The sequence below is a fragment of the Aeromonas hydrophila subsp. hydrophila ATCC 7966 genome (assembly GCF_000014805.1).
GTDB classification, from domain to species: Bacteria; Pseudomonadota; Gammaproteobacteria; order Enterobacterales; family Aeromonadaceae; genus Aeromonas; species Aeromonas hydrophila.
Map to the genome: position 1 here is coordinate 3,734,232 of NC_008570.1, position 25,931 is coordinate 3,760,162.

Genomic DNA, 25,931 nt, shown 5'->3' on the forward strand with positions numbered 1-25,931 from the left:
TCCCAAGTCGCTTGCCAAAGTAGTCGCCAGGCCCTTAACCTGCGATGAATACTCGTGGATACCCGCTATGGATCACCATCAGATTCTCACCGAAGATGAACTGGCCATGCTACGGGACTTGGGAAGCGATCAGGAGACGGCCGCCGGTCAATCCCTGAGCGGTTATCTCGCCACTCCCCTGCTAGGCCTGCTGCAACGTGCCGACCAGCTGGTGCTGGAAGCCCGTTTTGCCGGACATCAGCTCCGTTTTCCGCTGCGCTTCACTCAAGGGGATGATGGCTTTGTCGAGCCACGCATCGCCGCCCCCGTCATCAAGGAGCTGGGCTATCCCCATCCGCGCACCTGGCGGCTGGACGAGCAGGCCAGCTTCAGGATGGGTGAGCACGAGTATCTGGTGCACAGCCTGTCGCTCGATGGTCTGGTCGTCGAGGGCCTGCCGCCCGGACTGGCCGTCGGCGCCACCTTGACGGGCAGCCTGCTCATTGAGGATCTCGCCCCCCTGCCGCTCAGCGCAGAGCTGGTCAGACACATTCATCGTCGCAACGGCATCCAGGGCTGGGCCCTGCATTTCCAGATGGCCAAAGTGGACCTTGAACTGCTGCGCAACTGGATGTTTCAACGTCATCAGGACGCCTTCACCCAGGCTTACCAGCCCCGCTAAATACAAACAGGGGAGCCGGGGCTCCCCTGTTCTGGCATCAAGCTACCTCAGAGGTAGGCAACTTCCAGGATCTCGTACTCCACATCGCCTGCCGGCGTCTTGACGATGGCCACATCGTCCACTTCCTTGCCGATCAGAGCACGGGCGATGGGGGAATTCACGGAGATCATGTTCTGTTTGATGTCCGCCTCGTCGTCGCCCACGATACGGTAGACCACCTCTTCTTCCGTCTCGCTCTTGAGCAGAGTCACGGTTGCCCCGAAGATGACGCGGCCATTGTTGGTCATCTTGGTGATGTCGATCACCTGGGCGTTGGAGAGCTTGCTCTCGATTTCCTGGATACGGCCTTCACAGAAGCCTTGCTGCTCGCGGGCAGCATGGTATTCGGCGTTTTCTTTCAGATCACCATGTTCACGGGCATCTGCAATCGCTTCGATAATCTGCGGACGCAGCTCAGTCTTGAGATATTCGAGCTCTTCACGCAGCTTTTCAGCGCCGCGAACAGTCATCGGAGTATGATTCATAGTCGAAACCTGGGTTGCTTGAAAAGAGAAGCTGCGGCTATCAGAGAGAGCCGCAGCTGTCGGTTCGGATGAGGCATCTTAATATGAAGCCGGCACAAAATCCATGTCAGTCCCTGCGAGCAGGATCGCGCTTTCTCATCAGAATTTGCCGGAACTATTTCTGCTCCTGCGCGCTGATCGGGGCTGACACCGTCGGTTTGCCCTGCATGATGGAGATCTCCACCCGCCGGTTCATGCGCCGGTTTTCCGGGCTGGTATTGGGCACCAGCGGCTGGGAATCGGCCATGCCCTGTACCACCAACCGGCCGCCATCGAAGCCCGGCACCTTGATCATCTGGTGGGCTACCGCCACCGCCCGCTGGGAGGAGAGCTCCCAATTGGACTGGAACAGCTCATCCTCGGTGGCGGCATCATCGGTGTGGCCCGAAATGGTGATCTCGCCGGGCACATCCTTGAGCAGGGCTGCCACCTTGCGCACCACCGGCCAGAACTGGGGCTGCAGGAAGGCGGATCCCGCCGGGAAGGCCGCTTTTTCCCGGATCCGGATGATGATCTGCTGACCCAGCGCCTCCACTTCGATGGCGCCATCCTGGATCTGTGCCTTCATCTGATCCGCCAGCGCCTTGGCCAGCGCGTTGGACTGCTCCTGCTGCTGTTGTTTCTGCGCCTCCTGCTGGGTGTCGCCCCCCACCAGCTTCTCTTCACTCTTGTCATGACCGCCGGCCTGATCGGCATCACCGGGCTGAAAATCCAGCTCGGTCTGGGTCATGTCCATGGTCTGCTGCATGATGGTATCGATGGGGGTCGGCTCCGGGCGACCCGGCCTGAATTCCTGGGCGATGACGGAGGTTCCCTTGGGGATGTCCTTCACCTCGAGAATATTCTGCACCCCGAACGCCTTCTCCATGGAGCCGGCAATCTGCTTGAACTTCTGCACGTCCATCTCGGCAAACGAGAGCAGCAGCACGAAGAAGCACATCAGCAGCGACATCAGGTCGGCGAAGGTTCCCATGTAGCCGGGCAGACCGGGAGGTGGGCATTTGCACTTTGCCATGCGCGCTCCTATTCGGTCCCGTTGTTGCGTTTGGACTGGTTCAGGTAGTTCTGCAGCATGGCCTGGATCACTCTCGGGTTCTGGCCGTCCTGAATGCCCATGATGGCGTCGAGGATCAGGGTGCGGCTCAGCTGCTCCTCACCGCTGCGCAGCTCCAGCTTGTCGGCGATGGGGATGGCGATCATGTTGGCCTCGATCGCCCCGTACAGAGTGGTGAGCAAGGCTACCGCCATGGCCGGGCCGATGGACTTGGGGTCGCTCATGTTGGCCAGCATGGCCACCAGGCCCACCAGGGTACCTATCATCCCCATGGCGGGGCCGAGATCCCCCAGGGAGCGGAACACCTTGACGGCGATGACGTGGCGCTCCGAGGTCAGTTCGATGTCCTTCTCCATCACCGCCCGCACCACGTCGGCGTCATGGCCATCCACCAGCATGTCGATGCCCTTCTTCATGAAAGTATTGGGGATCTCCGCCGCCTCCAGGGCCAGGAAGCCCCCCTTGCGGGCCGCGTCCGCCAGTTCCACCGCCTTGGCAATCAGGTCATCGAGCTTGTCCCCCTTGTACATGAAGGCCTTGCCAGCCACCTTGAACGCCATCAAAAACTGGCCGAGGTTGAACTTCATCATACAGATGAACAGAGAACCCAAAATGGTGATATAGACCGAGGGCATATCCACATACATGCTCATGGGGCCACCCAGCAGCATGCCGTACACCACCACCCCGAACCCCAGCACTATGCCTATCAGACTGCCTAAATCCACATCCCTACTCCTGTCAGCTGAAATTTGTTGTATCTGCAGTTTGTTGAATTTTCTGCTATTGGCTCATCAGCGGCAAGGGTTGCCACAATTTTCCCCGTTCGGAAGATGGCTTATTATCGGCCACTTTTCCGAGAGTTTAAGCCGACGGCATTTTTCTGCCTCCCCCCTGCCCGTCGTCGATGTTAAGATAAGCCGTTTTTTTCAATCCCCGAGGATGGACATGGCCAGTAAAAAAATCGACCGCCTGAGTTTTGATGCCACTCTGGAAGAGCTGGAAACCATAGTTCATCAACTGGAACAGGGCTCCCTGCCGCTGGAAGAGGCCCTCAAGCAGTTTGAGCAGGGCATTCATCTGGTGCGGGCCGGCCAGCAGAAGCTGGAGCAGGCCGAGCAGAAGATCCAGATCCTGCTGACTCAGGCCGATGGCAGCGAGCAAGCCGCCCCCTTCCAGCCAGAGCAAGGAGAGGAGTGAGTGACGCTGGACGATTTTTCCCGCCTGCACCGGCAACGTATTGACGACTGTCTGTCTGCACAACTTGAATCCTTGCCCGCAATGGCCCCTCGTCTGCGCGATGCCATGCGCTACGGCCTGCTGCTGGGCGGCAAGCGAGTGCGCCCCTTCCTGGTCTACGCCGTCGGCGAGATGCTGGGCGTAAAGAACGAACTGCTGGACGGCCCGGCCGCCGCGGTGGAGTGCATCCACGCCTACTCCCTGCTGCACGACGACCTGCCCGCCATGGACAACGACGATCTGCGTCGCGGTCAGCCGACGGTGCACAAGGCATTTGATGAAGGTACCGCCATTTTGGCCGGCGACGCCCTGCAGACCCTGGCCTTCACCATTCTGGCCGATCACCCGATGCCGGATTCGCTGCTGGCCAACCGGGTACGGATGCTGAGCCGGCTGGCCCGCGCCTCGGGTTATCTCGGCATGTGCGGCGGCCAGGCACTGGATCTGCAGGCGGAAGGTCGCCAGATCTCCATCGCCGAGCTGGAACAGGTACACCGTCACAAGACCGGGGCCCTCATCGAGTGCGCCGTGGCGCTTGGCGCCCTGTGCAAGGCGGACGTGGATGAAACCACCCTGAGCGCGCTGCAAACCTATGCCGCCGCCATCGGTCTCGCCTTCCAGGTGCAGGATGACATCCTCGACATCACGGGCGATACCGCCACCCTCGGCAAGCGACAAGGTTCCGATCTGGCGCAGGAAAAGAGTACCTATCCGGCGCTGCTGGGGCTCGACAATGCCCGTGAGCTGGCTCGCGAACTGCATGGTAAAGCCTTAACAGCCTTGCAATCTTTGCCCTACAATACCGACATTCTGGAAGCGTTTGCCGATTACATCATCGAGCGAACCCACTAAACGCTGGATAACAGTAACAATATGAGCGTTGATATAAGCAATTTCCCCAACCTGGCCCTCGCGGATACGCCGGTCGAGTTGCGATCCCTGCCCTTCGAGCGACTGCCCGTACTGTGCAACGAACTGCGTGAATATCTGCTGCGTTCGGTGAGTCGCTCCAGTGGCCATCTTGCCTCCGGGCTCGGCACCGTCGAACTGACGGTGGCGCTGCATTACGTCTACAACACCCCGTTCGATCGGCTGGTGTGGGACGTGGGCCACCAGGCTTATCCCCACAAGATCCTCACCGGTCGCCGCGATCGGATGCAGAGCATCCGCCAGAAAGACGGTCTGCACCCCTTCCCCTGGCGCGGCGAGAGCGAATATGACGTGCTCTCGGTCGGCCACTCCAGCACCTCCATCGGTGCGGCGCTCGGCATGGCAGTCGCGGCCGAGAGCGAAGGGCTGGGGCGCAAGGTGGTTGCGGTGATCGGCGACGGTGCCATTACCGCCGGCATGGCGTTCGAGGCCCTCAATCACGCCGGCGATGTCCACAAGGACATGCTGGTGGTGCTCAACGACAACGAGATGTCCATCTCCGAAAATGTCGGGGCACTGAACAACCATCTGGCCCGCATCATGTCTGGCAAGCTCTACACCACCATCCGCGAGGGTGGCAAGAAGGTGCTGGCCGGCCTGCCGCCGGTCAAGGAGCTGGCCAAGCGGGCCGAGGAGCACCTCAAGGGAATGGTGGTGCCCGGCACCCTGTTCGAGGAGTTTGGCTTCAACTACATAGGCCCCATCGACGGCCATGACATCAACGCTCTGGTCGAGACCCTGCGCAACATGCGCAACCTCAAGGGGCCGCAGCTGCTGCACGTCAAGACCAAGAAGGGCAAGGGCTACGAGCCTGCCGAGAAGGACCCCATCGGTTATCACGGCGTGCCCAAGTTCAATCCGGACGAGTGCACCCTGCCCAAGGCGAGCGGCGGCAAGCCGAGCTTCTCCGCCATCTTCGGCCAGTGGCTGTGCGACATGGCGGCCAAGGATGAGCGGCTGGTCGGCATCACCCCGGCCATGCGCGAAGGCTCCGGCCTGGTGAAGTTCAGCCAGCAGTATCCGGATCGCTACTTCGACGTGGCCATCGCCGAGCAGCATGCGGTCACCTTCGCCGCCGGTCTCGCCATCGCCGACCAGAAGCCGGTGGTCGCCATCTACTCGAGCTTCCTGCAGCGGGCCTACGACCAGCTGATCCACGATGTGGCGCTGCAAGAGCTGCCGGTGCTGTTCGCCATCGATCGGGCCGGTCTGGTGGGGGCCGATGGCCCCACTCATCAGGGGGCGTTCGACATCAGCTTCCTGCGCACCGTGCCCAACATGGTGATCATGACCCCATCCGACGAGAACGAATGCCGCCAGATGCTCTACACCGGCTACCAGTGCAACGGGCCGGCGGCGGTACGCTACCCCCGCGGCAGTGGCACCGGCATCCAGGTCGAGAGCGAGATGCAGGCGCTGGCGCTCGGCAAGGGCCGCATTGTGCGTCAGGGCAAGGGCACCGCCATCCTGGCGTTCGGCACCCTGCTGCAACAGGCCAAAGCGGCAGCCGAGGCGCTCGATGCCACCCTGGTGGATATGCGCTTCGTCAAACCGATGGACGAGGCGCTGGTGTTCTCCCTGGCCGCGACTCACGATCAGTTCGTCACCCTCGAGGACAACGCCATCATGGGCGGTGCAGGCTCTGCGGTGAACGAGCTGCTGATGCGCAGCAAACAGTGCAAGCCGGTGCTCAACCTCGGCCTGCCGGATCGCTTCGTCGAACAGGGTACCCAGGAGGAGATCTACGCTCTGCTGGGGCTCGATGGCACCGGCATCCAGCGCAGCATCGAGCAGTGGCTGCAGGCTTGACCCCTCAGCACACACAGTAAAAGGGCGCCGTTATGGCGCCCTTTTTGTTTGTCTCGTTGGTTTATCCGCGACCATCAGCCCTTGTAGAGCTTGGGATTGAACACATCCCGCAGCCAGTCACCCAACAGGTTGATGACCAGCACCAGCACCACCAGGCAGATGCCCGGGAAGGCGGTGATCCACCAGGAACCGGAGAAGATGTAGTTGAAACCCACGCTGATGAGCGAGCCCAGCGACGGCTGATCCACCGGCATCCCCAGACCGAGGAAGGAGAGGGCTGCCTCACTCATGATGGCGTTGGCCACCTGCACCGTGGAGATGACCAGGATCGGCGACAGGCAGTTGGGCAGAATGTGGCGGAACATGATGCGCGGGGCGCGAAAGCCCATCACCTTGGCCGCTTCCACATACTCCTTCTTCTTCTCCGCCAGCACAGAAGCGCGCACGGTTCGGGCGTACTGCGGCCACTCGGCGATACCGATGATCACCACCAGCATCAGGATGGCGAACTTCGAGTAGAACTCGGAACCAAACGTCGCCTGGAAGATGGCGGAGATGATGATGGCCACCATCATGGTGGAGAACGACAGCTGCACGTCGGCAAAGCGCATCAACAGGCTGTCGATGCGGCCACCGAAGTAACCGGCCATCAGCCCGATGACGATACCGAGCACCAGCTGCAGCGCCACCGCGAACAGACCTATGGTCAGCGAGATGCGGGCGCCATAGAGGATGGTGCTCCAGATGTCGCGCCCCTGGTTGTCGGTACCGAGCCAGAAGCGCTCTTCGCCCCCTTCCAGCCAGGAGGGCGGCAATTCGGCATCCATCAGATCGAAGCTGGTCTGGTCGTAGACGTTGTACGGGGCCAGCCAGGGTGCCAGCAGCGCCGCCAGTACGAACACCACGAACACCGCAAAGCTGAACATGGCTACCTTATCCCGCAGGAAGTAGTAGACGATGTCGGAATTTTTAAAACGAGCCCAACGGCTTGGGCTTGCAGTCACAGCATTAGTCATCTGTTACCCCTTGGCGGTCAGGTTGACGGTCGGGTTGATCAACCCGTAAAGCAGGTCGACCAGGGTGTTGGTCACCACGAAAATGAGCCCGACGAAGATGACGTAGGCGGTGATGAGGGGCGTATCGACCCGGTGGATCGCCTCGAGGAACAGGAAGCCGGTCCCCGGCCACTGGAACACGCTCTCGGTCAGGATGGTATAGGCCACCATGGTACCGATCTGCACACCACCGACGGTAATGACCGGCAGCATGGTGTTCTTGAGAGCGTGGCTGTAGTAGACCTTGTTGTTGTCCAGCCCCTTGGCACGGGCGAACTTGACGTACTCGGAGGAGAGCTGCTCCAGCATCTCGGAGCGCACCAACCGGATGAACAGCGGCAGCATGATGGAGGAGAGCGCCACGCAGGGCAGGATCAAATGCTTGATGCCGTCCCAGGTGAAGAAGCCCGACTCCCAGCCCAGCAGGTTGTAGGTCTCGCCGCGGCCATAGGCCGGCAGCCAGCCCAGCTGGATGGAGAAGAGATACATCAGCATGATGGCGGTCAGGAACACCGGGATCGAGATGCCGATGCTGCTCCCCGCCATGATGATCTTGGTCGGTATACTGTGCGGGCGGATCGCCGAGTAGACCCCAAGCGGAATGGAGACCACCACGATGATCAGCGCAGCGCCAAACACCAGCTCAAGAGTAGCCACCAGCTTGTCGAGGATAACCTCGAGGGCGGGTCGCTTGAAGAAGTAGGAAGTACCCAGATCCCCGTGTACCGCGTTCTTCAAGAAGCGGCTGTATTTGACGAGGAAAGGATCGTTGAGGCCCATCTTCTCGCGCAATTCGTGGCGCTGGGCTTCGGAGACGGATTGTCCCACCAGCTCGCGCAACGGATCCCCCAGGTTGTCCTGGATGGAGAAGGCGACCAGGCTGATGACGAACATCACTATCACGGCCTGATAGAACCGTTTCAGCAGGAATGTAAACATGCTTGTCCTTCTACGTGGCCTGTGTCATGGCACAGGCTTCTGTTAGCAGGCGGGGTGGCCGGCTGACCACCCCGCCCCGTCCTTCCTTGCAACCTTCGCTTACTTGCCGACCACCAGGTCGCCGAAGTAAGGGAAGTTCATCACGTTGACCACCGGCTTGATGTCGGCGTTCTTCTTGGCGCCGTAGGCCAGATCTTCCCAGTGCAGCGGCACATAGGCAGCGTCGTCGATCAGCATGGCTTCGACCTTCTTCAACATCTCGGCACGCTTGGCCGGATCGGTCTCGGCGTTGGCCTGCTCGACCAGCTTGTCAGCCTCGGCGTTGGCATAACCGGCGCAGTTGTACTGGCCCATGCCGGTCTTGGCATCCTTGGTGAAGGTCAGGAACTCGAAGAAGTTCGCACTGTCTTCGGTGTCGGAGTGCCAGCCGATCAGCTGCATGTCCGCGGCGCACTTGTCAAACTCAGGCCAGTACTGGGCCACCGGCATGGTCTTCAGATCCACCTTGATGTTGATCTTGGCCAGCATGGCGGAGACGGCCTGGGCAATCTTGACGTCGTTGACGTAGCGGGCAGCCGGGGAGATGAAGCTCATCTTGAAGCCCTGCTCATAACCGGCTTCCTTCATCAGCTGCTTGGCCTTGGCCAGATCATACTGGGGCTTGAGCGCCTCGTTGTGACCGGCATAGCCTTTCGGGCTCAGCTGGCCGGCAGGGGTGCCGAAGCCTTTGTTGATCTTCTCGACGATGCCCACCTGGTTGATGGCGTAGTTGATCGCCTGACGCACGCGCTTGTCTTTCAGCGCCGGGTTGGTGTTCTGGTTCAGCTCGATGATGATGGCGCGAGTACCGGACAGGGTCACCAGCTGGGTGTCCTTGCCGTTCTTCACGCGCTCCAGATCGTTCGGCGCAACCGGGTAGATCACGTCCACGTCGCCACCCAGCAGGGCCGCCACGCGGGTGGCGTCTTCCTTGATGGGCACCACGGTCAGGTTGTCGACGTTGCCCTTGGAGGCTTTGTCCCAGTAGTTGGCGTTGCGGGTGTACTCCAGCTTCACGCCCTGCTCGCGGAACTTGACGCTGAACGGGCCGGTACCGGAGACGTGGGTGGAGGCGTAGGAGTCGCCGTTCTTGACGATCTCGGCCTTGTCTTTGCCCGCTTCGGTCTTGCCGGTATAGAACTTGGAGTCCATCGGGAAGATATAGGTGACGGTCTGCAGCACCAGCGGGAACGGCTTGGCGGTGACGAGATCGACGGTGTACTCATCGACCTTCTTCACTTCGGCGATGGGGTCGAAGATGGCCTTGAAATCGACGGAGGACTTCAGACGGTTGACGGTCCACACCACGTCATCGGCGGTGAAGTCGTTGCCGGAGTGGAACTTGACGCCCTTGCGCAGGAAGAAGCGCACGGTCTTGTCATCGATGCGCTCATACTTCTCGGCCAGACGCGGCTCGAATTTCAGGTCCTGGGTGTAACGCATCAGCGGGTCGAACACCAGGTGGGACATCTCCAGGGTCTGACCGGAGAGCTGCTCCTGCGGATCCAGCGAGGTGGCATCGGAGGCGACGGCAACCTTGATGTCGACGGCGGAAACGTTAAAAGCGAAACCGGCGGCAAACAGCGCCAGGGCAATCTTGGATAATCCTTTCTTCATGTCTTTCTCCATGCTTTTGGCTTTTTATTGACACTTTTTTTGACAAGCAGAGCGGCGGGCCGCCCCTTTCCTAGCTTGCGATTTCCAGCCCCTCGCGGGACATTCCCTTGAACTCCGGCATGAGGGAGATCAGCTTGCGGCTGTACTCATGCTCGGCATTGGTAAAGAGTTTCTCGGTCTCCGCCACTTCCACCAGATGACCGTGCTGCATCACCCCGATGCGATCGCACATCTGGCGGATGACTGGCAGATCGTGACTGATGAACAGCATGGTGAGGCCAAGCTCCTGCTGCAGATCCTTGAGCAGGTTGAGGATCTGGGCCTGCACCGAGACATCCAGCGCCGAGGTGGGCTCATCGCAGATAAGGAAGCGTGGCCGGGTCGCCAGGGCGCGGGCAATGGAGATGCGCTGACGCTGGCCGCCGGAGAATTCGTGGGGATACTTGACCCCGGCACCGCGGCCGAGACCGACATGATCCAGCAGATCCCCCACGATCCCCTCGATCTGGCTCTCGCTGCCGGCCAGCTTATGGAAGCGAATCGGCTCTGCGATGATGTCGCGCACCTTCATGCGCGGATTCATCGAGGAGTAGGGGTTCTGGAACACCATCTGCATCTGGCGGCGCAGCGGGCGCCGCTCATGCTCGCCCTTGAGCGCGGTCAGATCGATCCCCTCGAAGAAGATCTTGCCGGTATCGGGCGGATAGAGGCCGGTGATGGCACGGGCGATGGTCGACTTGCCGGAGCCGGACTCCCCCACCAGGCCGAAGGTTTCACCCTCGAAGATCTCGAAGCTGATGTTGTTGCAGGCCCGCACGTACTGACGGCGGCTCGGGAACAGGGAATCCTTGGTGACGAACTTCAGATCCACGTTCTCCACCCGCAGCAGCGCCCCTTCATAGGCGCGCTCGTCCTGACTCTGGCCGAGCCAGTGGGTCTTGAGATCGATGCTGGTATCCGCCGCACCGGCGTCCTCGATATAGGAGACCAGCGGGAAGCGCACCAGCTTCACATCCGAGCGGGGCACCGCCGAGATGAGGCTGCGGGTATAGGGGTGGTTGGGGCGACCCAGCACCTGTTCGGTGGTACCGAACTCCACCAGATCGCCGCGATACATGACTGCCACCTTGTCGGTGACGTTGGACACCACGCCCATGTCGTGAGTCACCAGCATGCAGCCCACCTGCCGCTCTTTACAGAGGTTGCGGATGAGCTGAAGGATCTGATCCTGAATGGAGACGTCCAGCGCAGTGGTCGGCTCGTCGGCGATGATGAGCTCGGGGTCGCCGGAGAGGGCGATGGCAATCACCACCCGCTGGCGCATGCCACCGGAGAACTGGTGAGGATACTGCTTGATACGCAGCTCAGGCTGCGGGATCCCCACCGCAGCCATCAGGGAAAGCGCCTTGGCAAAGGCCGCCTCACGGGTGAGGTCGGTATTGGCCAGAATGGTTTCAACCAGCTGCCGTTCGACGGTAAACAGCGGGTTGAGGGAGGTCATGGGGTCCTGGAAGATGAAGCCGATGCGCGACCCTCGAATGGCCCGCATCTCGTTCTGGCTCTTGCCGGAGATGAGTTCGCCATTGAGATAGATGTCGCCACGGGCGATACGGCCAGGGGGGCTCAGCAGGTCGATGACGGCGTTGCCTATGGTGGACTTGCCGGCACCGGACTCGCCTACCACACCGACTATCTCCCCCTTTTCAACGGAAAAAGAGAGATCCTTCACTGCGGCCAGCACCCCGTAGCGGGAGGGGTACTCGATCCGCAAGTTTTTCACTTCGAGCAAGGACATGTTTACCTCTGCGGGGGACATCCGTCCCAAATAATTCGTCCGTAAATCGGCCGCAGATGCCGGTCGTGCCTTGGGGTGATCTTGAGTGCTTGATGTGACTGCAAAACGCTCAATCCATGAGACAACGAAACCAGCGATCCGGGCGGGTTTTTTGCATTTTTTTGGAATAACCCGCGAGTAACTTAGACGGTTTGGCGGCGAGTGTAAATGATCGGGTTATACAATTTCGCAATACTTTGCTCAGTTAGCAGCCAAGTCAGCAGTCATAAATCATGACTCCTATCACATATACAGACTATATGACCGATAAAATGCCTGGCTAGTGCTTTTACTTTCAACAATGGCGTAACAGGCGGGAATATTCACTATTGACACAATAGTCTTAAGCTTCGAATGAGTAGTGAATATTTATGTGAAATGATTTTTTAACGGCAGCATATGCCGATGAATGAAAACTAAACAGAGATATATAGGGGGATGCCAGCATGGCGCTCCCCCTTGCTGTCACCCTCAACCCAGCCAGTATGCCAGTGATTGCATACAAAACAGGGCGAACAGGCCGGCGATGAGATCGTCCAGCATGATGCCGAGGCCGCCATGAATGCGGCGGTCAAACCAGGAGATGGGCCAGGGCTTGAGGATGTCGAACAACCGGAACAGCACGAAGCCGGCCAGCACCCACTCCCAGCCGGCCGGGGCCGCTATCATGGTGACCCCAAAACCGATCACCTCGTCCCAGACGATGGCGCCGTGATCCGGCATGCCGATGGCATCGGTGGCGCTCTGGCAGATACGGATGCCCGCCACGAAGCCCACTATCAGCAGCGCAATGAACCAGGGTGTCGACAGACCGCTCACCAGCAGGTAAAGGGGGATGGCGGCGAGCGTCCCCATGGTACCCGGCGCCTTGGGCGAGAGGCCGGAGCCAAAACCCACCGCCAGAAAGTGCAGCGGATGCTTCAGGTTCAGCCGCCTCAGCTCGGGCTTTATCGTGAACAGGCTCATGCGAAGTGGTCCCACCCTTTCAGTTCCAGCGCCACCGTTTGTTCGCCCCGCAGATAGTCGATCCCCGGCTCGCCGGCAACGATGCGGCCGATGCGGGTAAACTTGACGCCGCAGTTGGCCAGCGCCGTGTCCAGCGCGCCGCGATGCTCCTCCGGCACGGTGAAACAGAGCTCATAGTCATCGCCACCGGCCAGTGCCAGCTGCCAGCCATCCTGTTCGCTCACCGCATCCTGCAGCACCGGCGAGAGCGGCAGCAGATCCAGATCGATCTGGGCTCGCACACCGGAGGCCTTGAGGATATGGCCGAGATCCGAGGCCAACCCGTCGGAGAGATCCAGCGCGCTGCCGGCCAGCCCGCGCAGGGCCTGTCCGGCTAGAATGCGGGGATGGGGATGGTCGAGGCGCGGCAGCACGGCCGCCAGCTGGTTCTCGTTGAGGGTTCGCTTGGCCAGCAGATGGGAGAGCGCCAGGGCGGCATCGCCCAGGGTGCCGGTCACATAGACTCCGTCCCCGGCCTTGGCACCGCTGCGCAGCAGGGCACGGCCAGCCGGCACCGACCCTTTCACCGATACCGTGATGGAGAGCGGGCCGCGGGTCATGTCACCGCCCACCAGCGCCACGTTGTAGTATTCGGCAAGCTCCAGGAACCCTTCCGCAAAACCGGCCACCCAGGCCTCGTTGATGGTGGGCAGGGTCAGCGCCAGCGACACCCAGCGCGGCTCGGCGCCCATGGCAGCCAGATCGGAGAGATTGACCGCCAGCGCCTTGTAGCCGAGATCCACCGGATCCATGTCAGGAAAGAAGTGGACGCCGCTCACCAGGGTATCCGTGCTCACCGCCAGCTGGGTGTCGGGGGGCAGGGTCAGCAGGGCACAATCATCTCCAGGGCCCATCACCACGTCCTTGCGGGCGTGGGGGACCTTGAAGTACTTATCAATCAGCTCGAATTCACCCATACAGTAAAAAGCCAGCAATAAGCTGGCTCCTCTCTTAGATGCTGTTGACGGACAGCAGGATCAACGCTTGTTCAGCGACTTGATCACCTTGTCCAGTACACCGTTGACAAACTTGTGGCTGTCATCGGCAGCAAAGGATTTGGCCAGCTCGATCGCTTCGTTGATGGCCACGCGCGGCGGCACATCATCACGACGGGTCAGCTCATAGGTCGCCAGACGCAGGATCGCCTTGTCCACCATGTCCACTTCTTCCAGCGGACGGGAGAGGAAAGGTGCGAAGACCTTGTCCAGCTCGTTGCAGTGGAGGGCTACTCCGAACAGCAGATCGCGGAAGTAGTTCAGGTCCACACCCTTGGTGTCCTGATCGATCTTGAACTGCTCTTCGATGTCGCCCACGTTGGCCTTGGTCATCTGCCACTGGTAGATGGCCTGGGTGGCACAATGGCGGGCCTTGCGGCGCTCGGACGGTTTCAATGCATTTCTCCTCGTTACACGTCCAGCTGTTTCAGGACGTTGATCATTTCGAGCGCGCTCAATGCTGCCTCTGCACCCTTGTTACCCGCCTTGGTACCGGCACGCTCGATGGCTTGTTCAATGTTTTCAGTGGTCAGTACGCCGAAGGCAACCGGAATTTCATATTCCATCATTACCTGGGCCATGCCCTTGCTGTTCTCGTTTGCCACCAGATCGAAGTGATAGGTGCCGCCACGGATGACGGTGCCCAGCGCCACGATGGCGTCATATTGACCACTCTTGGCCAGCTTCTTGATGGCCAGGGGGATTTCGACTGCGCCCGGCACTCGCACCAGGGTCAGGTTGCTGTCCTGGACTTGACCTTGACGCTTCAGTACGTCTACCGCACCGTCCACCAGGCTTTCGTTGATGAAGCTGTTGAAACGGGCAACGACAATAGCAACGCGCGCCTCAGGAGCGGCGATATTTCCTTCGATAACCTTCATGGGAAATCCTGTCTCTGTGCAATCAAAAGGGGCCGGAGTCAAAAGTGCGCACATTCTAGCACAAAGGGGAATCGGACAAAAACATGCATCACAATTCTGGCAACGACAGCGCAATTGACTTTTTGCTTAACTGATCCGACCTGATAATAATACGTCACCCTACTACGGGTTAAAATAATAACACCAAGGAGTTCAGTATGTTGGATTTCAAACGCAGCAGCGTCGCACTCGCCTGCCTGCTGCCGCTGGCTGCTCAGGCCGATGCTGGCAGCCCGCGCATCATCGGCGGCAGCGCCGTGACAGCCCCCAGCTGGATGGTGGCCGTCGGCGAAGTCGTCAACGGCAATTGGAGCAATTTCTGCGGCGGCACCCTCATCGACAAGCAGTGGGTACTCACCGCAGCGCACTGCGTCGCCGAGGCCCAGTCCGGCCCCATGGAAGTGGCCATCGGGGTGAGTGATCTCAGCCGCCCCCACCTTCGCAGCAAGGTCGATCAGGTGCTGATGCACCCGGAGTATTACGTCAACCTGCTGACCAATCTGGGTTATCGCGACACCCCGAATGCCTCGGATGTGGCCCTGCTGCACCTTGCCACCCCCGTTATCCAGGCACCGATCGCCATCGCCGACCCCGTCATCAAGGATACCTGGCAGCAGAACACGACCATGCTGCATGCCCTGGGGTACGGTGGCATCGACCCCAGCGCGACCAAAGCCAGCCCGCAGTTGCTGGCGGTGGATCTCGCCTATCGGGGAGACCGGGACTTCTGGTACGGTGACCCGACCACGACCCATATCTTCGCCGGCAAGCTGGCCGGTCAGGACACCTGCAAAGGCGACAGCGGTGGTCCGCTCACTTATGGTGGGCAACTGGTCGGCGTGACCAGCTACGGGGCCTTCCCCTGCGCCACCGGCAGCGCCGGTGGCTATGTCTACGCCCCCGCCTTCAGTGACTGGATCGCCGAGCAGCAGCAAGGCGTCACCCTGACCACGGTCCGCGGCCTGATCCTGCCTTCAGGCACCAGTGGCTGGGCCGACTACCTGCTGGCCAACCGCAGCAACCAGGCGGTCACCCTGAGCGGCATCTACAGCGATGCCCCCGCCATGAGCAACGGCTGCGCCGCCCGTCTGGAAGCGGGTCAAACCTGCACCCTGCGGCTTCGCGCCGATGGCAACAATACAGTCGGTACCCTGCGCGTGCAGGGCGTTGAACTCACCGCCACCAATGAACAGGGGGCGAGCCAGCGCCTTGAAGGGGCCATGATCAGTCTCACCAGCGAGCCCACCAAGACTCCGGATATCACAACGACGACCACTTCAAGCAGTGGCGGTGGCGGCACCACCGGTTTCGCAGCCCTGTTGCTGCTGCCGCTGGCCTGGTTGCGCCGGCGCCGCTGAGGCAAAACAACAAGGGATGACCGAGGTCATCCCTTGCTTCATATTCATTTCATCACATCAGGCTTATTCGCCGACGTACTCCACCACTTCCAGACCGAAACCGCCGAGGGCGTGGTACTTCTTCGGCGAGCTCAACAGGCGCATCTTGCCGATGCCCAGCGCCTTGAGGATCTGGGAACCGACCCCAACCCGGCGCGAGGTGCCCTGCCACTTGGCCCCTTCCGGTGCCAGCCCCTTGTCCGCCGCCTCGAACCCCTTGACCCGGGCCAGCAGCTCGGCGCCGTGAGCTTCCGCCCCCAGGATCACCAGCACTCCGCCTTCGTCGGCGATGCGGGCCATGGATTTGGGCAGCGGCCAGCTGCGGGCGCTGTGGCGATCGGTCAACAGCAGATCGCTCAGCACGTCGTGCAGATGGACCCGCACCAGAGTTGGCTGCTCGGCCTGTACCTCACCCTTTTTCAGGGCGAAGTGCACCTGGTTGTCGATGGTGTCGCGGAAGGTGATGAGGTCGAACTCGCCAAACTCGGTGGGCAGCTTGCACTCGGCCACCTTCTCCACCGTGGTCTCGTGCTGGTTGCGGTATTCGATGAGGTCGGCGATGGTGCCGAGCTTGATGCCGTGCTGCTCGGCGAACAGCTCCAGATCGGGGCGGCGCGCCATGGTGCCATCTTCGTTGAGGATCTCGACGATGACGGACGCCGGCTCGTAACCCGCCAGCCGGGCCAGATCGCAACCGGCCTCGGTGTGGCCGGCGCGGGTCAGCACGCCACCGTCCTGCGCCATCAGCGGGAAGATGTGGCCGGGCTGCACCAGATCGGCGGCCTTGGCATTGGGCGCCACCGCAGCCTGCACGGTGATGGCGCGGTCGGCGGCGGAGATGCCGGTGGTGACCCCTTCGGCCGCTTCGATGGTCACGGTAAAGGCGGTGGAGAACTGGGCATTGTTGCGATCGACCATCAGCGGCAGCGCCAGCTGCTTGCAGCGATCCCGGGTCAGGGTCAGACAGATGAGCCCCCGGCCGTAACGGGCCATGAAGTTGATATCTTCCGGGCGGACACAGGAGGCGGCCATGATGAGGTCCCCTTCGTTCTCCCTGTCTTCGTCATCCATCAGGATCACCATCTTGCCAGCCTTGATATCGGCAATGATTTCCTGGGTCGTGCTTAGCGCCATGGGCTACTCCATCAACATGCTGCGGGGATTGAGCCAGTCGGCTCGGCTTGATACTGCCTATTGTGCTCTAGATGGGGCACAGGAGGCCCCATTTCAATCGGCGCGGGATCACAGAAAAGCGTTTTTCCCGCCGAGGGGCCGTCACAGGAAACCGGACTGGGCCAGCTTTTCCAGGGTCAGGGTGGAGGCGCTGCTCTCCTCGCGCTTGCCCGTCATCAAGCGCTCCAGATAGCGGACAATCTGATCCACCTCGAGATTGACCCTGTAGCCAGGTTTCCACTGGGCGATGGTGGTCTCCTCGGCGGTGTGGGGCACTATGGTCAGCCGAAACAGATCCCCCCGCACGGCGTTGACGGTGAGGCTGATGCCGTCCACCGCGATCGAGCCCTTCTCGGCGATGTAGCGGGAGAGCTCCCCCGGCGCCTTGATCCAGTACTCGATGGCGCGGCCGCTGGCGGACTTGCTCTTCACCTCGCCGATGCCGTCCACATGGCCGGAGACCAGATGGCCACCAAGGCGAGAGGTGGGCATCAACGCCTTCTCGAGGTTGACCCGATCGCCCACCCTGGCGGTGGCGAAACCGGTGCGGGAGAGGGTTTCCAGCGACACGTCGGCGGTATAGCTCTTGTCGCCCAGCGCAATCACGGTGAGGCAGACGCCGTTGGTGGCGATGGAGTCGCCCAGCTTGACGTCGCCAAAGTCCAGGGTCGGTGCGTGCACGGTGAGGGCCATGTCCTCACCCTGGCGGCGCAGCTCGGCCAGGGTTCCCACCGCTTCGATAATTCCGGTAAACATGCAGATCACCTTGCTGATGACGGGGGCGGTACCGCCCCCTTTAACATTGATAAATCAGGCCAGTCTGGCGGTAATGCGGATATCCGGCCCCACCATGCGCACGTCCTTGATGTTGAGCTTGGGCGCCTGGAACAGCCGGGTCAGCCCCGGCAGGTGGAACAGGCCGCGCCCCTCATCCCCCATCAGTTTGGGCGCCTGATAGAGTACCAGGTCGTCCACCAGCCCCTTGTCCAGCAGAGCGCCGCACAGCCGCGGTCCCGCCTCCACCAGCACAGAGTTGACGTTCTGCTTGGCCAGCAGCATGAACAGGCTGACCAGATCCAGCTTGCCATCCAGCAGCGGCACTTCCAGCTGCTGCACCCAGGCGGGCCACTCACCGGATGCCTTGTGGCGAGCCAGCAGCACCGGGCCCTCGCTCTGGAGCAGCGGCAGATCCGGGGTGAGCCGGTTTTGCGAATCGACGATGACCCGCAGCGGCTGGCGCAGGGTCTCTTTGGGGTAGCTGGCCTTGACCGAGGCAGGCAACTCGTCCCAACGCACGGTGAGGGAGGCGTTATCCGCCAGCACCGTCTCGGCGCTGGAGAGCACCGCATCGTGGCGAGCCCGCAGCCGCTGCACGTCGCGACGCGCCTCCGGGGAGGTGATCCACTGGCTCTCGCCGCTCGCCATGGCGGTGCGGCCATCCAGGCTGGCGCCAAGCTTGACCGTCACCTGCGGAAACGCGGTCCGCATCCGCTTGAAAAAACCCGGGTTGAGCGCCTCGGCTTCGCTTGCCAACAGGCCGAAATCGGTCTTGATACCGGCCTCGGAGAGCATCCGCAGGCCGCGCCCGCCCACCTGAGGGTTGGGATCCACCATGGCGGCGACCACCCGGGTCACCCCGGCCTTGATCAGCGCCTCGGCGCAGGGCGGAGTGCGACCGTGATGGGAGCAGGGCTCCAGGGTCACATAGGCGGTGGCGCCACGGGCGTTGTCACCGGCGGCATGCAGGGCGTAGACCTCGGCATGGGGCTCGCCGGCCCGCTGGTGCCAGCCCTCTCCTACCACCACGCCGGCTTTCACCAGCACGGCGCCGACGCAGGGGTTGGGGGCCGTGGTGTAACGGCCGCGGCGGGCCAGTTCGAGGGCCCGGCTCATCCATTGGTAATCGTCTTGACTAAACATCTGGGCTCCTCTGACAGCACATCCAGGCTTACGCAATATGGTAGGTTCGATTAGCGCAGCGTTATCGAACGCGGCAACCTGGTTTGGAAGAAAGACTTACTTCTCCAGCTTGGCGATCTCTTCGCCGAACTCGCGAATATCTTCAAAGCTGCGATAGACGGAGGCAAAGCGGATATAGGCCACCTTGTCCAGGCTCTTGAGCTCGTCCATCACCAGGTTGCCCACCAGCTGGGAGGCGACTTCGCGCTCGCCGGTGGCGCGCAGGCGGGACTTGATGTGGTTGACCGCCTTTTCGATGGCCTCCATGCTCACCGGCCGCTTCTCCAGCGCCCGTAAGATGCCGGCGCGCAGCTTGTCTTCGTTGAACGGCTCGCGCGAGCCGTTGGATTTGATGACGCGGGGCATCACCAGCTCGGCCATCTCGAAGGTGGTGAAGCGCTCGTGGCAGAGCAGGCATTCGCGACGGCGGCGCACCTGATGGCCTTCGGCCACCAGACGGGAATCGATCACCTTGGTATCTACCGCACTACAGAAAGGGCAATGCATCGGACCTCCGGCGTTGACGGAAAAGGGCGCCGGCCCCGGGGGCTGGCTCTAGGCCGGCCAGTGTAGCACGGCCATCCGGAACCGGTAAAAGCCCGTGGAAACAAGGGACGGCATACACCCAGGCGCCCCTGGCTCAGTCATCATAAGGCAGGGTATCTGGGTCGCAGCCCTGATAATCGGGTTCGGGATCCACGGCAAAACGACGCGCCTCGATATGGTTGTGGCCCAGCAGCAACGCCTTGCCCACCCGGTGCATGCCATCCATCACCCGGCCGGCGCTGTCCAGCAGGATGGGATAGGCGAGATCGGCCGCCATCATCAACTGGCAGTGCTCCACCACGCTGCGCACCGTGGGGCGGGCGGCGTCATGGCCGTACCAGTGCACCTGATCGAGCTCGGCAATCTCGCCGAGCGCCACCGTCTGCACCGGCAGATCACGGCTCAGTCGCACCAGCCGGCGCACGTCCCAGGCCAGCAGCCCCTGCTCGCTGGCGCGAAAGTGGTACTGGGCGCGGATCGCCTGCCTGAGCGCAGCCTCCAGCGCCTCGTCTTGCTGTTCACTGGCCATGGTCAGATTGCCTTGCCCGCTATGCTCTTCGCCCTTCAGCGTCATCAGGCCCTCCTGTGTTGCCAAACGCCACAAAAAAACAATGCCACCCGTGGGTGGCATTGGTCTCAAACCGGGTGAAGGCCCTTATCAGGCATACACCGGGAAACGACGGCAGATGTCCAGCACCTGTTCACGTACGGTGGCCAGCACGGCATCGTTGTCGTGATTGTCCAGCACGTCGCAGATCCAGTTGGTCAGCTGGATGGACTCGGCTTCCTTGAAACCACGGCGGGTGATGGCCGGGGTACCGATCCGCACACCGGAGGTGACGAACGGGGAGCGCGGGTCGTTGGGCACGGAGTTCTTGTTGACGGTGATGTTGGCTTTACCAAGGGCCGCATCGGCCTCTTTGCCGGTCAGCTCGCGGCCGATCAGGTCAACCAGCATCAGATGGTTGTCGGTACCGCCGGAGACGATCTTGTAGCCGCGCTCGATGAAGGTCGCAGCCATTGCCTTGGCGTTTTTCACGACCTGAGCCTGGTAGGTCTTGAACTCGGGTTCCAGCGCCTCTTTGAAGGCCACCGCTTTACCGGCGATGACGTGCATCAGCGGGCCACCCTGACCACCCGGGAAGACGGCGGAGTTGAGCTTCTTGTAGAGCTCCTCGTCGTCGGCGGCGGAGAGGATCAGACCACCGCGCGGACCAGCCAGGGTCTTGTGGGTAGTGGAGGTAACCACGTGAGCGTGGGGCACCGGGTTCGGGTAGACGCCAGCGGCGATGAGGCCGGCCACGTGGGCCATGTCGACGAACAGCCAGGCACCGACCTTGTCGGCGATTTCCCGCATGCGAGCCCAATCAACGATGCCGGAGTAGGCGGAGAAGCCACCGATCATCATCTTCGGCTTGTGCTCGACCGCCTGACGTTCCATGTCGTCATAGTCGATCTTGCCGGACTCATCGATGCCGTAGGGGATGATGTTGTACAGCTTGCCGGAGAAGTTGACCGGGGAGCCGTGGGTCAGGTGACCGCCGTGGGCCAGATTCATGCCCAGCACGGTGTCGCCCGGCTGCAGCAGGGCCATGTAGACGGCGCTGTTGGCCTGGGAGCCGGAGTGCGGCTGCACGTTGGCGTAGGTGGCACCGAACAGCTCTTTGGCGCGCTCGATAGCCAGGGTTTCAACCACATCCACATACTCGCAACCACCGTAGTAACGCTTGGAGGGGTAACCCTCGGCGTACTTGTTGGTCAGCTGGGAGCCCTGGGCTTCCATGACACGGGGGCTGGTGTAGTTCTCGGACGCAATCAGCTCGATATGCTCTTCCTGACGACGGGTCTCGTCTGTGATGGCCTGCCACAGCTCTGGATCATAGCCGGCAATGGTCATGTCACGTTTCAACATCCGTTTCTCTCCTGAAAATCGTTTGCGCGATAGGTGAAGTGGGCAGGCGCATTGTAACGTGAGCTGGATCAAAGAGACAGTCCAACCACCCAAAAATTTGTTTAAAAAATGTAAAATGTGTCGCAAAATTCACAATGACCATGCTCCCCAATCGGCGTGAGAGTCATCACCCGACACCCACGCCAGCCGTGCGATCCCCTGTCACCGCCCAGGCAACATGACCGGGCCCGGACTGGCCGAACTGCCAAAACCAGAGCCAGATCATGGATATAGCATTTACTAACAGATAACATCTTTAGCTGGCACAGCGGTTGCCCGGCATGCGCAACAACGACGCGACCGGCAACAGAAGGGCCCTCTCATCGCATCCGGTCAACTGCTGCTCACGTCACCCCCTTGCCTCTTTGCACCGCAGACCTCACGGGAGTAAGCCATGCTGGATAACCTGATGCTGTTTCTGATTATTTCGGTATTCGCGCTGTTCTATTGGATCTACTATACCGGCACTCGCAAGAGTCCCTTTGTCACGCAGTGGGATCAACTGCCCACCCGCGAGCAGTATCTGGCAGCGCACCCGGAAGCCATCGATGGCGACATCATCTTCTGCATTCATTGCGGCCACCATCAGCAACTGGATGTGGGCCTGGTGCACCAGACCGATTTCCGGCGCCAGCATATCTGCACCCGCTGCAAGAAGACGCTCTATCGCGAGGAGCTCTGACCCATCAGCCAAGGATCCGCAAGATGACATCATTGACCGCCAGCTGCCTGTGCGGCGCCGTCGCCCTGAGCCTGCCCGACCGCTTCGACTACCTGGGCAACTGCCACTGTTCCGAGTGCCGCAAATTTTCCGGCGCCGATTACGCCCCGGTGGGCGGCCTGGATGGCGCGCTCGTCACCATCACTCGAGGAGAAGAGGCCATCAGCCGCTTCCAGAAATCCCCCGAGACCACCCTCGCCTTCTGTCGCCACTGTGGCTCCAGCCTGTTCAGCGAGAAGCGCAGCAGCGGCAAGCTGAACCTGCGCCTCGGCATTCTCGACACGGCACCGAGCCAGCGACCCGGCTTTCACATTTTCGTCGGCTCCAAGGCCCCCTGGCACGAGATCACCGATGAGCTGCCGCAGTTCGAGACTCGCCCCACCGCCTGACACCGTCGCCCACATGCCCTGAAAAGGCCGCCTCTGGCGGCGTTTTTCCCGACTTGTTCGGCGGATTGTCACCTATGGGTTAACTTTTCTGCCAAAGCCGTTAGAATCGGGCTCAGTCTGCTTCCCGCTTGCCATCCACGGAGGAAAAATGCAGGAATTTCTGGCCACTAGCGAACGTCGGGCCGAACTTTACTGGTGGTTTGCCACCCTGTTTACCGCCCAGCTCAGCGACGAACAGATCGCCGAATACGACAGCTATGATGTGCGAAGCTTCCTGAAGAGCCTCTCCACGCTCGATCCGATGCGCCCGGCCGTGGCCGAGCTCAATGACGCCATCGCCCGCCTGCTGGTGCGCCCCGAGCGGGCCAACGCGCTGGCCGGCGACTTCCATGAGCTGTTCCTAGCCAACGACGCCGTCTCTCCCCATGAATCCGCCCACCAGGACGCCGCTGCGCTCGAGCGCATGAAGGCGCGGCTGAGCCGGCTCAATATCGATGTCAGCGCCAAATACCAACAACCGGTCGATCATCTGGGGGTCGAACTGGATCTGATGGGCAATCTCATCATCCGCGCCGCCGAAGCCGCCAGCGCCGATCTGCGCGAACGGTGGCTCGGCGAGCAGGAGGCCTTGCTGCACGGCCATCTGCTGGCCTGGTTCCCCCATTTCGAGCGCGCCTGCCGCGCCGCCGATCCGTTTGGCTTCTACGGCGCCAGCGCCCGCCTGCTGGGGGTCTTCCTCACCATGGATGCCAACTACCTCAGCCTGGTCAAACCGGCGCCAGCCGCCGACTGAGTTCGACATGAAGACGGCCCTGCTGCTGATCACCTGCTGGCTGCTGGCCCTGATCCCGCTGGATCAGGGCCTTACCCCCCTCGTAACCCTGCTGTTCAACCCGGACCGCGTCCTCTACGGCACCGCCCAGCTCACCGGCTTTGCCGGCATCCTGCTGACCCTCTACCTCGCCAATCTCGGGGTGGAGGTGGTGCTGCGCCGCCGCTTCCAGATAGCGGGTATGCTGGCCCTGCTGGCCGCCTGGGTCGACTTCATCAACAGCAGCGGCAGCGAGGCCCACTGGCTGCTGCTGCTCGCCCTGGCGCTGCCGTTTCACGGGCTCGGCCTGCTGGTGCTGGTGCGCGGCATCCAGGCCTTCGGCCGCCAGAAAGGCTGATAAACCGCCAAAACTATTACAAATCATGACAGCCCGATCCGCCCATCCGCCCTTGTCACAAGGGCAGGCCCTCAATTGCTGGTAACATTCGCTTACATTCAGCTCCTGTTCAGTTTCGCCGCAACCGTTATAGTGCCGCTCCTTTTCCAACCAATGCAGGAGCATCAGCATGCCTCCACAGGATGCACGCATCACGGGTCTCGACCTGTTGCGAGGGCTCGTCATCTTCATGGCCGTCTTCGAGCACTACACCGGCTACCTCAACTACTGGTACATCGACTTCTTCAACCGGGAACACGCCCTGTGGGACAGCTTCTATCTGTCGCACAAGGCGATGGCCGGCCAGCTGCTGCCCATGGATCACACCACGGCCCAGGTCTCGGCCTGGCTCATTCCCTGGGTCAGCCAGATCTACCTGGCACTGGCCGCCTTCAATCTCAGTCGCCGCGATCAGGCCAGTTTCAGACCGCAGCTGGGCGGCAAGCTGGTGCTGTTCGCCAGCATCATTCTGGTGCTCTATGTGGAAGGGCTGGTGATCGCCCCCAACTTCGGCGAGGCCATCTCGTTCTACCCGGTGATGCTGTGGATGTGCCTGCTGGCGCTCTTCTCGCTGGTCTACGCCTGGTTCGGCATTCGCGGCATGCTGCTGCTGACCCTGCTCAGCCTGCTGCTGGATCAGCTCGGCGTGCAGGATCTGCTCGGTCACATCGATGGCTGGATGAAGCTGCACGTGCACCCCGACTACGAGCTGGATGCCCGCCTCGACCTCTTCATGGCCAGCGGCTGCTTCGGCTTCCTCTATGGCTGGTGCTGGCATCAGCGGCCCCAATGGCGGGATCGCCTCAACGCCCTGGTGCTGACGCTCTCGTTGGTGGCGCTGGCCGTCTATCTCATGTTCGGCGAGACCAGCACGGTCGAGCTCAGCGACATCTACGCCAACGAACACGAACTGGCGATGGACATGGTCGGCCGCGCCGGTATCTGGGGCATGGAGTTTCTGGTGATCGGGGCCGTGCTCTGGCTGCATCAGCGCAACATCCGGCTGTGCTGGCGCCCGCTCAACTGGATCGGCATGTACTCGCTGACCGTCTTCATCTTCCACAAGAGCATCTTCGTGCACCTGTGGGGCCCGCTCTTGCTGTGGTGGACCGCCCGTCAGGGCACCATACTGCCCAACAACTTCGGCCTCATCATGGCGCTCAGCGCCACCAGCGTGCTGCTCATCTACGCCTTCCAGCGCTCCGGCATCATCTGCCACCTGATGGGCATGCATCAGGACCGTGATTGGGCACGGCTCTATGGCAAATAAGTGCTGGCTGCCGCTGCTGTTCCTGACCCTGCCCCTGGCGGCCAAAGAGCCGGACAACCAGTGGCAGCTGGGCGGTCAGTGGCAGCTTGGCAGCAATCAGGCGGGGGTCCGCGCCGATGCCAGCATGCAGTTCTGGCTCGCTTATGAGCGGGAAACCCAGGTCGGCTTGCTCTTCGCTGATGGCCAGAGCGCCGGGCTGGCCTTGCCGCTCTACAAAAAGAGCTTCTTCGCCGTCGGCGTCGCGCCCATGCAGGTGGTCGATCGCAACCGCTTCAGCGCCTTCTGGCGCCTCGGCTGGCAACTGGACGACGATCACCAGCTCACCTTGGGCCAGCTCTATGACGTCAGCGGCCGTTATGGCCAGCTCTGGTACATGGAGCACAGCCTGCCGCTGCCGGCCGAGATCTCCCTCAACCTCTGGCTGACCCGGGGCAGTCAGGCCCACATGGCCGCCTATGGGGCAAACGAGGGCCTGCGGGACTGGGGAGTCACGCTGGAACGCAGCTGGCGCTGGCAGCAGTGGCGCCTTGGCACCGAGTTCGGCGCCAAGCAGTGGCTCATCAAGGAGCACGACTGGCAACCGATGATCAACCTGACCCTGAGCTATCACTTCAGCTGGTAACACCGTAAAAAGGGGGCGAATGACGCCCCCTCTCT

Annotated in this window: 28 protein-coding genes; 11 read left to right on the forward strand and 17 right to left on the reverse strand. The window is 61.5% G+C overall.

Annotation, left to right across the window (positions count from 1 at the left end; all coding sequences use genetic code 11):
• Positions 1–67: 67 nt before the first annotated feature.
• Entirely contained in the window at positions 68–661 is a 594-nt protein-coding gene (locus tag AHA_RS16765) for a hypothetical protein (RefSeq protein WP_011707082.1), read from the forward strand.
• 47 nt (positions 662–708) lie between these two features.
• Here AHA_RS16765 and greA read toward each other — a convergent pair whose 3' ends face one another.
• From greA to pomA, 3 genes are all read right to left on the reverse strand, one after another.
• Positions 709–1,185 carry a transcription elongation factor GreA gene (greA, locus tag AHA_RS16770; RefSeq protein ID WP_011707083.1) on the reverse strand — a complete coding sequence of 159 codons (477 nt, stop codon included), beginning with the start codon at positions 1,183–1,185 and terminating at the stop codon, positions 709–711.
• Between the two features lie 154 nt (positions 1,186–1,339).
• Positions 1,340–2,239, reverse strand: coding sequence for a flagellar motor protein MotB (locus AHA_RS16775; RefSeq protein ID WP_011707084.1), 900 nt, complete (start codon positions 2,237–2,239; stop codon positions 1,340–1,342).
• Between the two features lie 8 nt (positions 2,240–2,247).
• Positions 2,248–3,006: a flagellar motor protein PomA gene (pomA, locus tag AHA_RS16780; protein ID WP_011707085.1), complete on the reverse strand. Its 759-nt coding sequence runs from the start codon at positions 3,004–3,006 to the stop codon at positions 2,248–2,250.
• A 220-nt stretch (positions 3,007–3,226) separates the two neighbouring features.
• On the opposite strand from pomA, the gene xseB reads away from it, so the two are divergent.
• The 3 genes from xseB to dxs are packed head-to-tail and all read left to right on the forward strand — an operon-like array spanning position 3,227 to position 6,256.
• Positions 3,227–3,478: an exodeoxyribonuclease VII small subunit gene (gene xseB, locus AHA_RS16785; protein ID WP_164927727.1), complete on the forward strand. Its 252-nt coding sequence runs from the start codon at positions 3,227–3,229 to the stop codon at positions 3,476–3,478.
• Positions 3,479–4,369, forward strand: a complete 891-nt coding sequence (gene ispA, locus AHA_RS16790) for a (2E,6E)-farnesyl diphosphate synthase (protein WP_011707087.1) — start codon at positions 3,479–3,481, stop codon at positions 4,367–4,369. It begins immediately after the preceding gene.
• Between the two features lie 21 nt (positions 4,370–4,390).
• Complete coding sequence (gene dxs / locus AHA_RS16795) at positions 4,391–6,256, forward strand: 1-deoxy-D-xylulose-5-phosphate synthase (protein WP_011707088.1); 1,866 nt, start codon at positions 4,391–4,393, stop codon at positions 6,254–6,256.
• A 74-nt stretch (positions 6,257–6,330) separates the two neighbouring features.
• Here the strand turns inward: dxs and AHA_RS16800 are convergent, their stop codons facing one another.
• The 8 genes from AHA_RS16800 to ribH form a co-directional block, all read right to left on the reverse strand.
• A complete protein-coding gene (locus AHA_RS16800) occupies positions 6,331–7,272 on the reverse strand; it encodes an ABC transporter permease (RefSeq protein WP_011707089.1) in 942 nt (313 codons plus the stop codon).
• Positions 7,273–7,275: 3 nt separating this feature from the next.
• Positions 7,276–8,250: an ABC transporter permease gene (locus tag AHA_RS16805; RefSeq protein WP_011707090.1), complete on the reverse strand. Its 975-nt coding sequence runs from the start codon at positions 8,248–8,250 to the stop codon at positions 7,276–7,278.
• A gap of 99 nt (positions 8,251–8,349) precedes the next feature.
• Positions 8,350–9,906, reverse strand: coding sequence for an ABC transporter substrate-binding protein (locus AHA_RS16810; RefSeq protein ID WP_011707091.1), 1,557 nt, complete (start codon positions 9,904–9,906; stop codon positions 8,350–8,352).
• A 70-nt stretch (positions 9,907–9,976) separates the two neighbouring features.
• Positions 9,977–11,701: a dipeptide ABC transporter ATP-binding protein gene (locus AHA_RS16815; RefSeq protein WP_011707092.1), complete on the reverse strand. Its 1,725-nt coding sequence runs from the start codon at positions 11,699–11,701 to the stop codon at positions 9,977–9,979.
• Between the two features lie 510 nt (positions 11,702–12,211).
• Positions 12,212–12,706 carry a phosphatidylglycerophosphatase A family protein gene (locus tag AHA_RS16820; protein ID WP_011707093.1) on the reverse strand — a complete coding sequence of 165 codons (495 nt, stop codon included), beginning with the start codon at positions 12,704–12,706 and terminating at the stop codon, positions 12,212–12,214.
• A complete protein-coding gene (gene thiL, locus AHA_RS16825) occupies positions 12,703–13,662 on the reverse strand; it encodes a thiamine-phosphate kinase (protein ID WP_011707094.1) in 960 nt (319 codons plus the stop codon). The genes AHA_RS16820 and thiL overlap by 4 nt, the downstream gene beginning before the upstream one ends.
• A 60-nt stretch (positions 13,663–13,722) precedes the next feature.
• Positions 13,723–14,136: a transcription antitermination factor NusB gene (gene nusB / locus AHA_RS16830; protein ID WP_011707095.1), complete on the reverse strand. Its 414-nt coding sequence runs from the start codon at positions 14,134–14,136 to the stop codon at positions 13,723–13,725.
• Positions 14,137–14,150: 14 nt separating this feature from the next.
• Complete coding sequence (ribH, locus tag AHA_RS16835) at positions 14,151–14,621, reverse strand: 6,7-dimethyl-8-ribityllumazine synthase (protein ID WP_016351731.1); 471 nt, start codon at positions 14,619–14,621, stop codon at positions 14,151–14,153.
• 197 nt (positions 14,622–14,818) lie between these two features.
• Between ribH and AHA_RS16840 the strand changes: the two genes are divergently transcribed.
• The gene (locus tag AHA_RS16840; protein ID WP_011707097.1) at positions 14,819–16,018 is read left to right on the forward strand and encodes a S1 family peptidase; all 1,200 of its coding nucleotides are present in this window, start codon (positions 14,819–14,821) and stop codon (positions 16,016–16,018) included.
• Between the two features lie 63 nt (positions 16,019–16,081).
• Here the strand turns inward: AHA_RS16840 and ribBA are convergent, their stop codons facing one another.
• The 6 genes from ribBA to glyA form a co-directional block, all read right to left on the reverse strand.
• Complete coding sequence (ribBA, locus tag AHA_RS16845; RefSeq protein ID WP_011707098.1) at positions 16,082–17,191, reverse strand: bifunctional 3,4-dihydroxy-2-butanone-4-phosphate synthase/GTP cyclohydrolase II; 1,110 nt, start codon at positions 17,189–17,191, stop codon at positions 16,082–16,084.
• Between the two features lie 141 nt (positions 17,192–17,332).
• A complete protein-coding gene (locus AHA_RS16850; protein ID WP_011707099.1) occupies positions 17,333–17,986 on the reverse strand; it encodes a riboflavin synthase in 654 nt (217 codons plus the stop codon).
• A gap of 54 nt (positions 17,987–18,040) precedes the next feature.
• Complete coding sequence (ribD, locus tag AHA_RS16855) at positions 18,041–19,150, reverse strand: bifunctional diaminohydroxyphosphoribosylaminopyrimidine deaminase/5-amino-6-(5-phosphoribosylamino)uracil reductase RibD (RefSeq protein WP_011707100.1); 1,110 nt, start codon at positions 19,148–19,150, stop codon at positions 18,041–18,043.
• A 96-nt stretch (positions 19,151–19,246) separates the two neighbouring features.
• Entirely contained in the window at positions 19,247–19,696 is a 450-nt protein-coding gene (gene nrdR, locus AHA_RS16860) for a transcriptional regulator NrdR (RefSeq protein ID WP_010675395.1), read from the reverse strand.
• Between the two features lie 133 nt (positions 19,697–19,829).
• A complete protein-coding gene (locus tag AHA_RS16865; RefSeq protein WP_165444147.1) occupies positions 19,830–20,264 on the reverse strand; it encodes a hypothetical protein in 435 nt (144 codons plus the stop codon).
• A 129-nt stretch (positions 20,265–20,393) separates the two neighbouring features.
• A complete protein-coding gene (gene glyA / locus AHA_RS16870) occupies positions 20,394–21,647 on the reverse strand; it encodes a serine hydroxymethyltransferase (protein WP_011707102.1) in 1,254 nt (417 codons plus the stop codon).
• Between the two features lie 433 nt (positions 21,648–22,080).
• Between glyA and AHA_RS16875 the strand changes: the two genes are divergently transcribed.
• The 6 genes from AHA_RS16875 (at position 22,081) to AHA_RS16900 (ending at position 25,896) form a co-directional block, all read left to right on the forward strand.
• A complete protein-coding gene (locus AHA_RS16875) occupies positions 22,081–22,368 on the forward strand; it encodes a hypothetical protein (protein WP_017409302.1) in 288 nt (95 codons plus the stop codon).
• 23 nt (positions 22,369–22,391) lie between these two features.
• Positions 22,392–22,796: a GFA family protein gene (locus AHA_RS16880; protein WP_024944278.1), complete on the forward strand. Its 405-nt coding sequence runs from the start codon at positions 22,392–22,394 to the stop codon at positions 22,794–22,796.
• 148 nt (positions 22,797–22,944) lie between these two features.
• Positions 22,945–23,589, forward strand: a complete 645-nt coding sequence (torD, locus tag AHA_RS16885) for a molecular chaperone TorD (protein WP_011707104.1) — start codon at positions 22,945–22,947, stop codon at positions 23,587–23,589.
• A gap of 7 nt (positions 23,590–23,596) precedes the next feature.
• A complete protein-coding gene (locus AHA_RS16890; RefSeq protein WP_011707105.1) occupies positions 23,597–23,965 on the forward strand; it encodes a hypothetical protein in 369 nt (122 codons plus the stop codon).
• Between the two features lie 169 nt (positions 23,966–24,134).
• Positions 24,135–25,274 (forward strand): hypothetical protein, encoded by a 1,140-nt coding sequence (locus tag AHA_RS16895; RefSeq protein WP_011707106.1) that lies wholly within the window; start codon positions 24,135–24,137, stop codon positions 25,272–25,274.
• Entirely contained in the window at positions 25,264–25,896 is a 633-nt protein-coding gene (locus tag AHA_RS16900; protein WP_164927728.1) for a porin family protein, read from the forward strand. The genes AHA_RS16895 and AHA_RS16900 overlap by 11 nt, the downstream gene beginning before the upstream one ends.
• Positions 25,897–25,931: the final 35 nt, after the last annotated feature.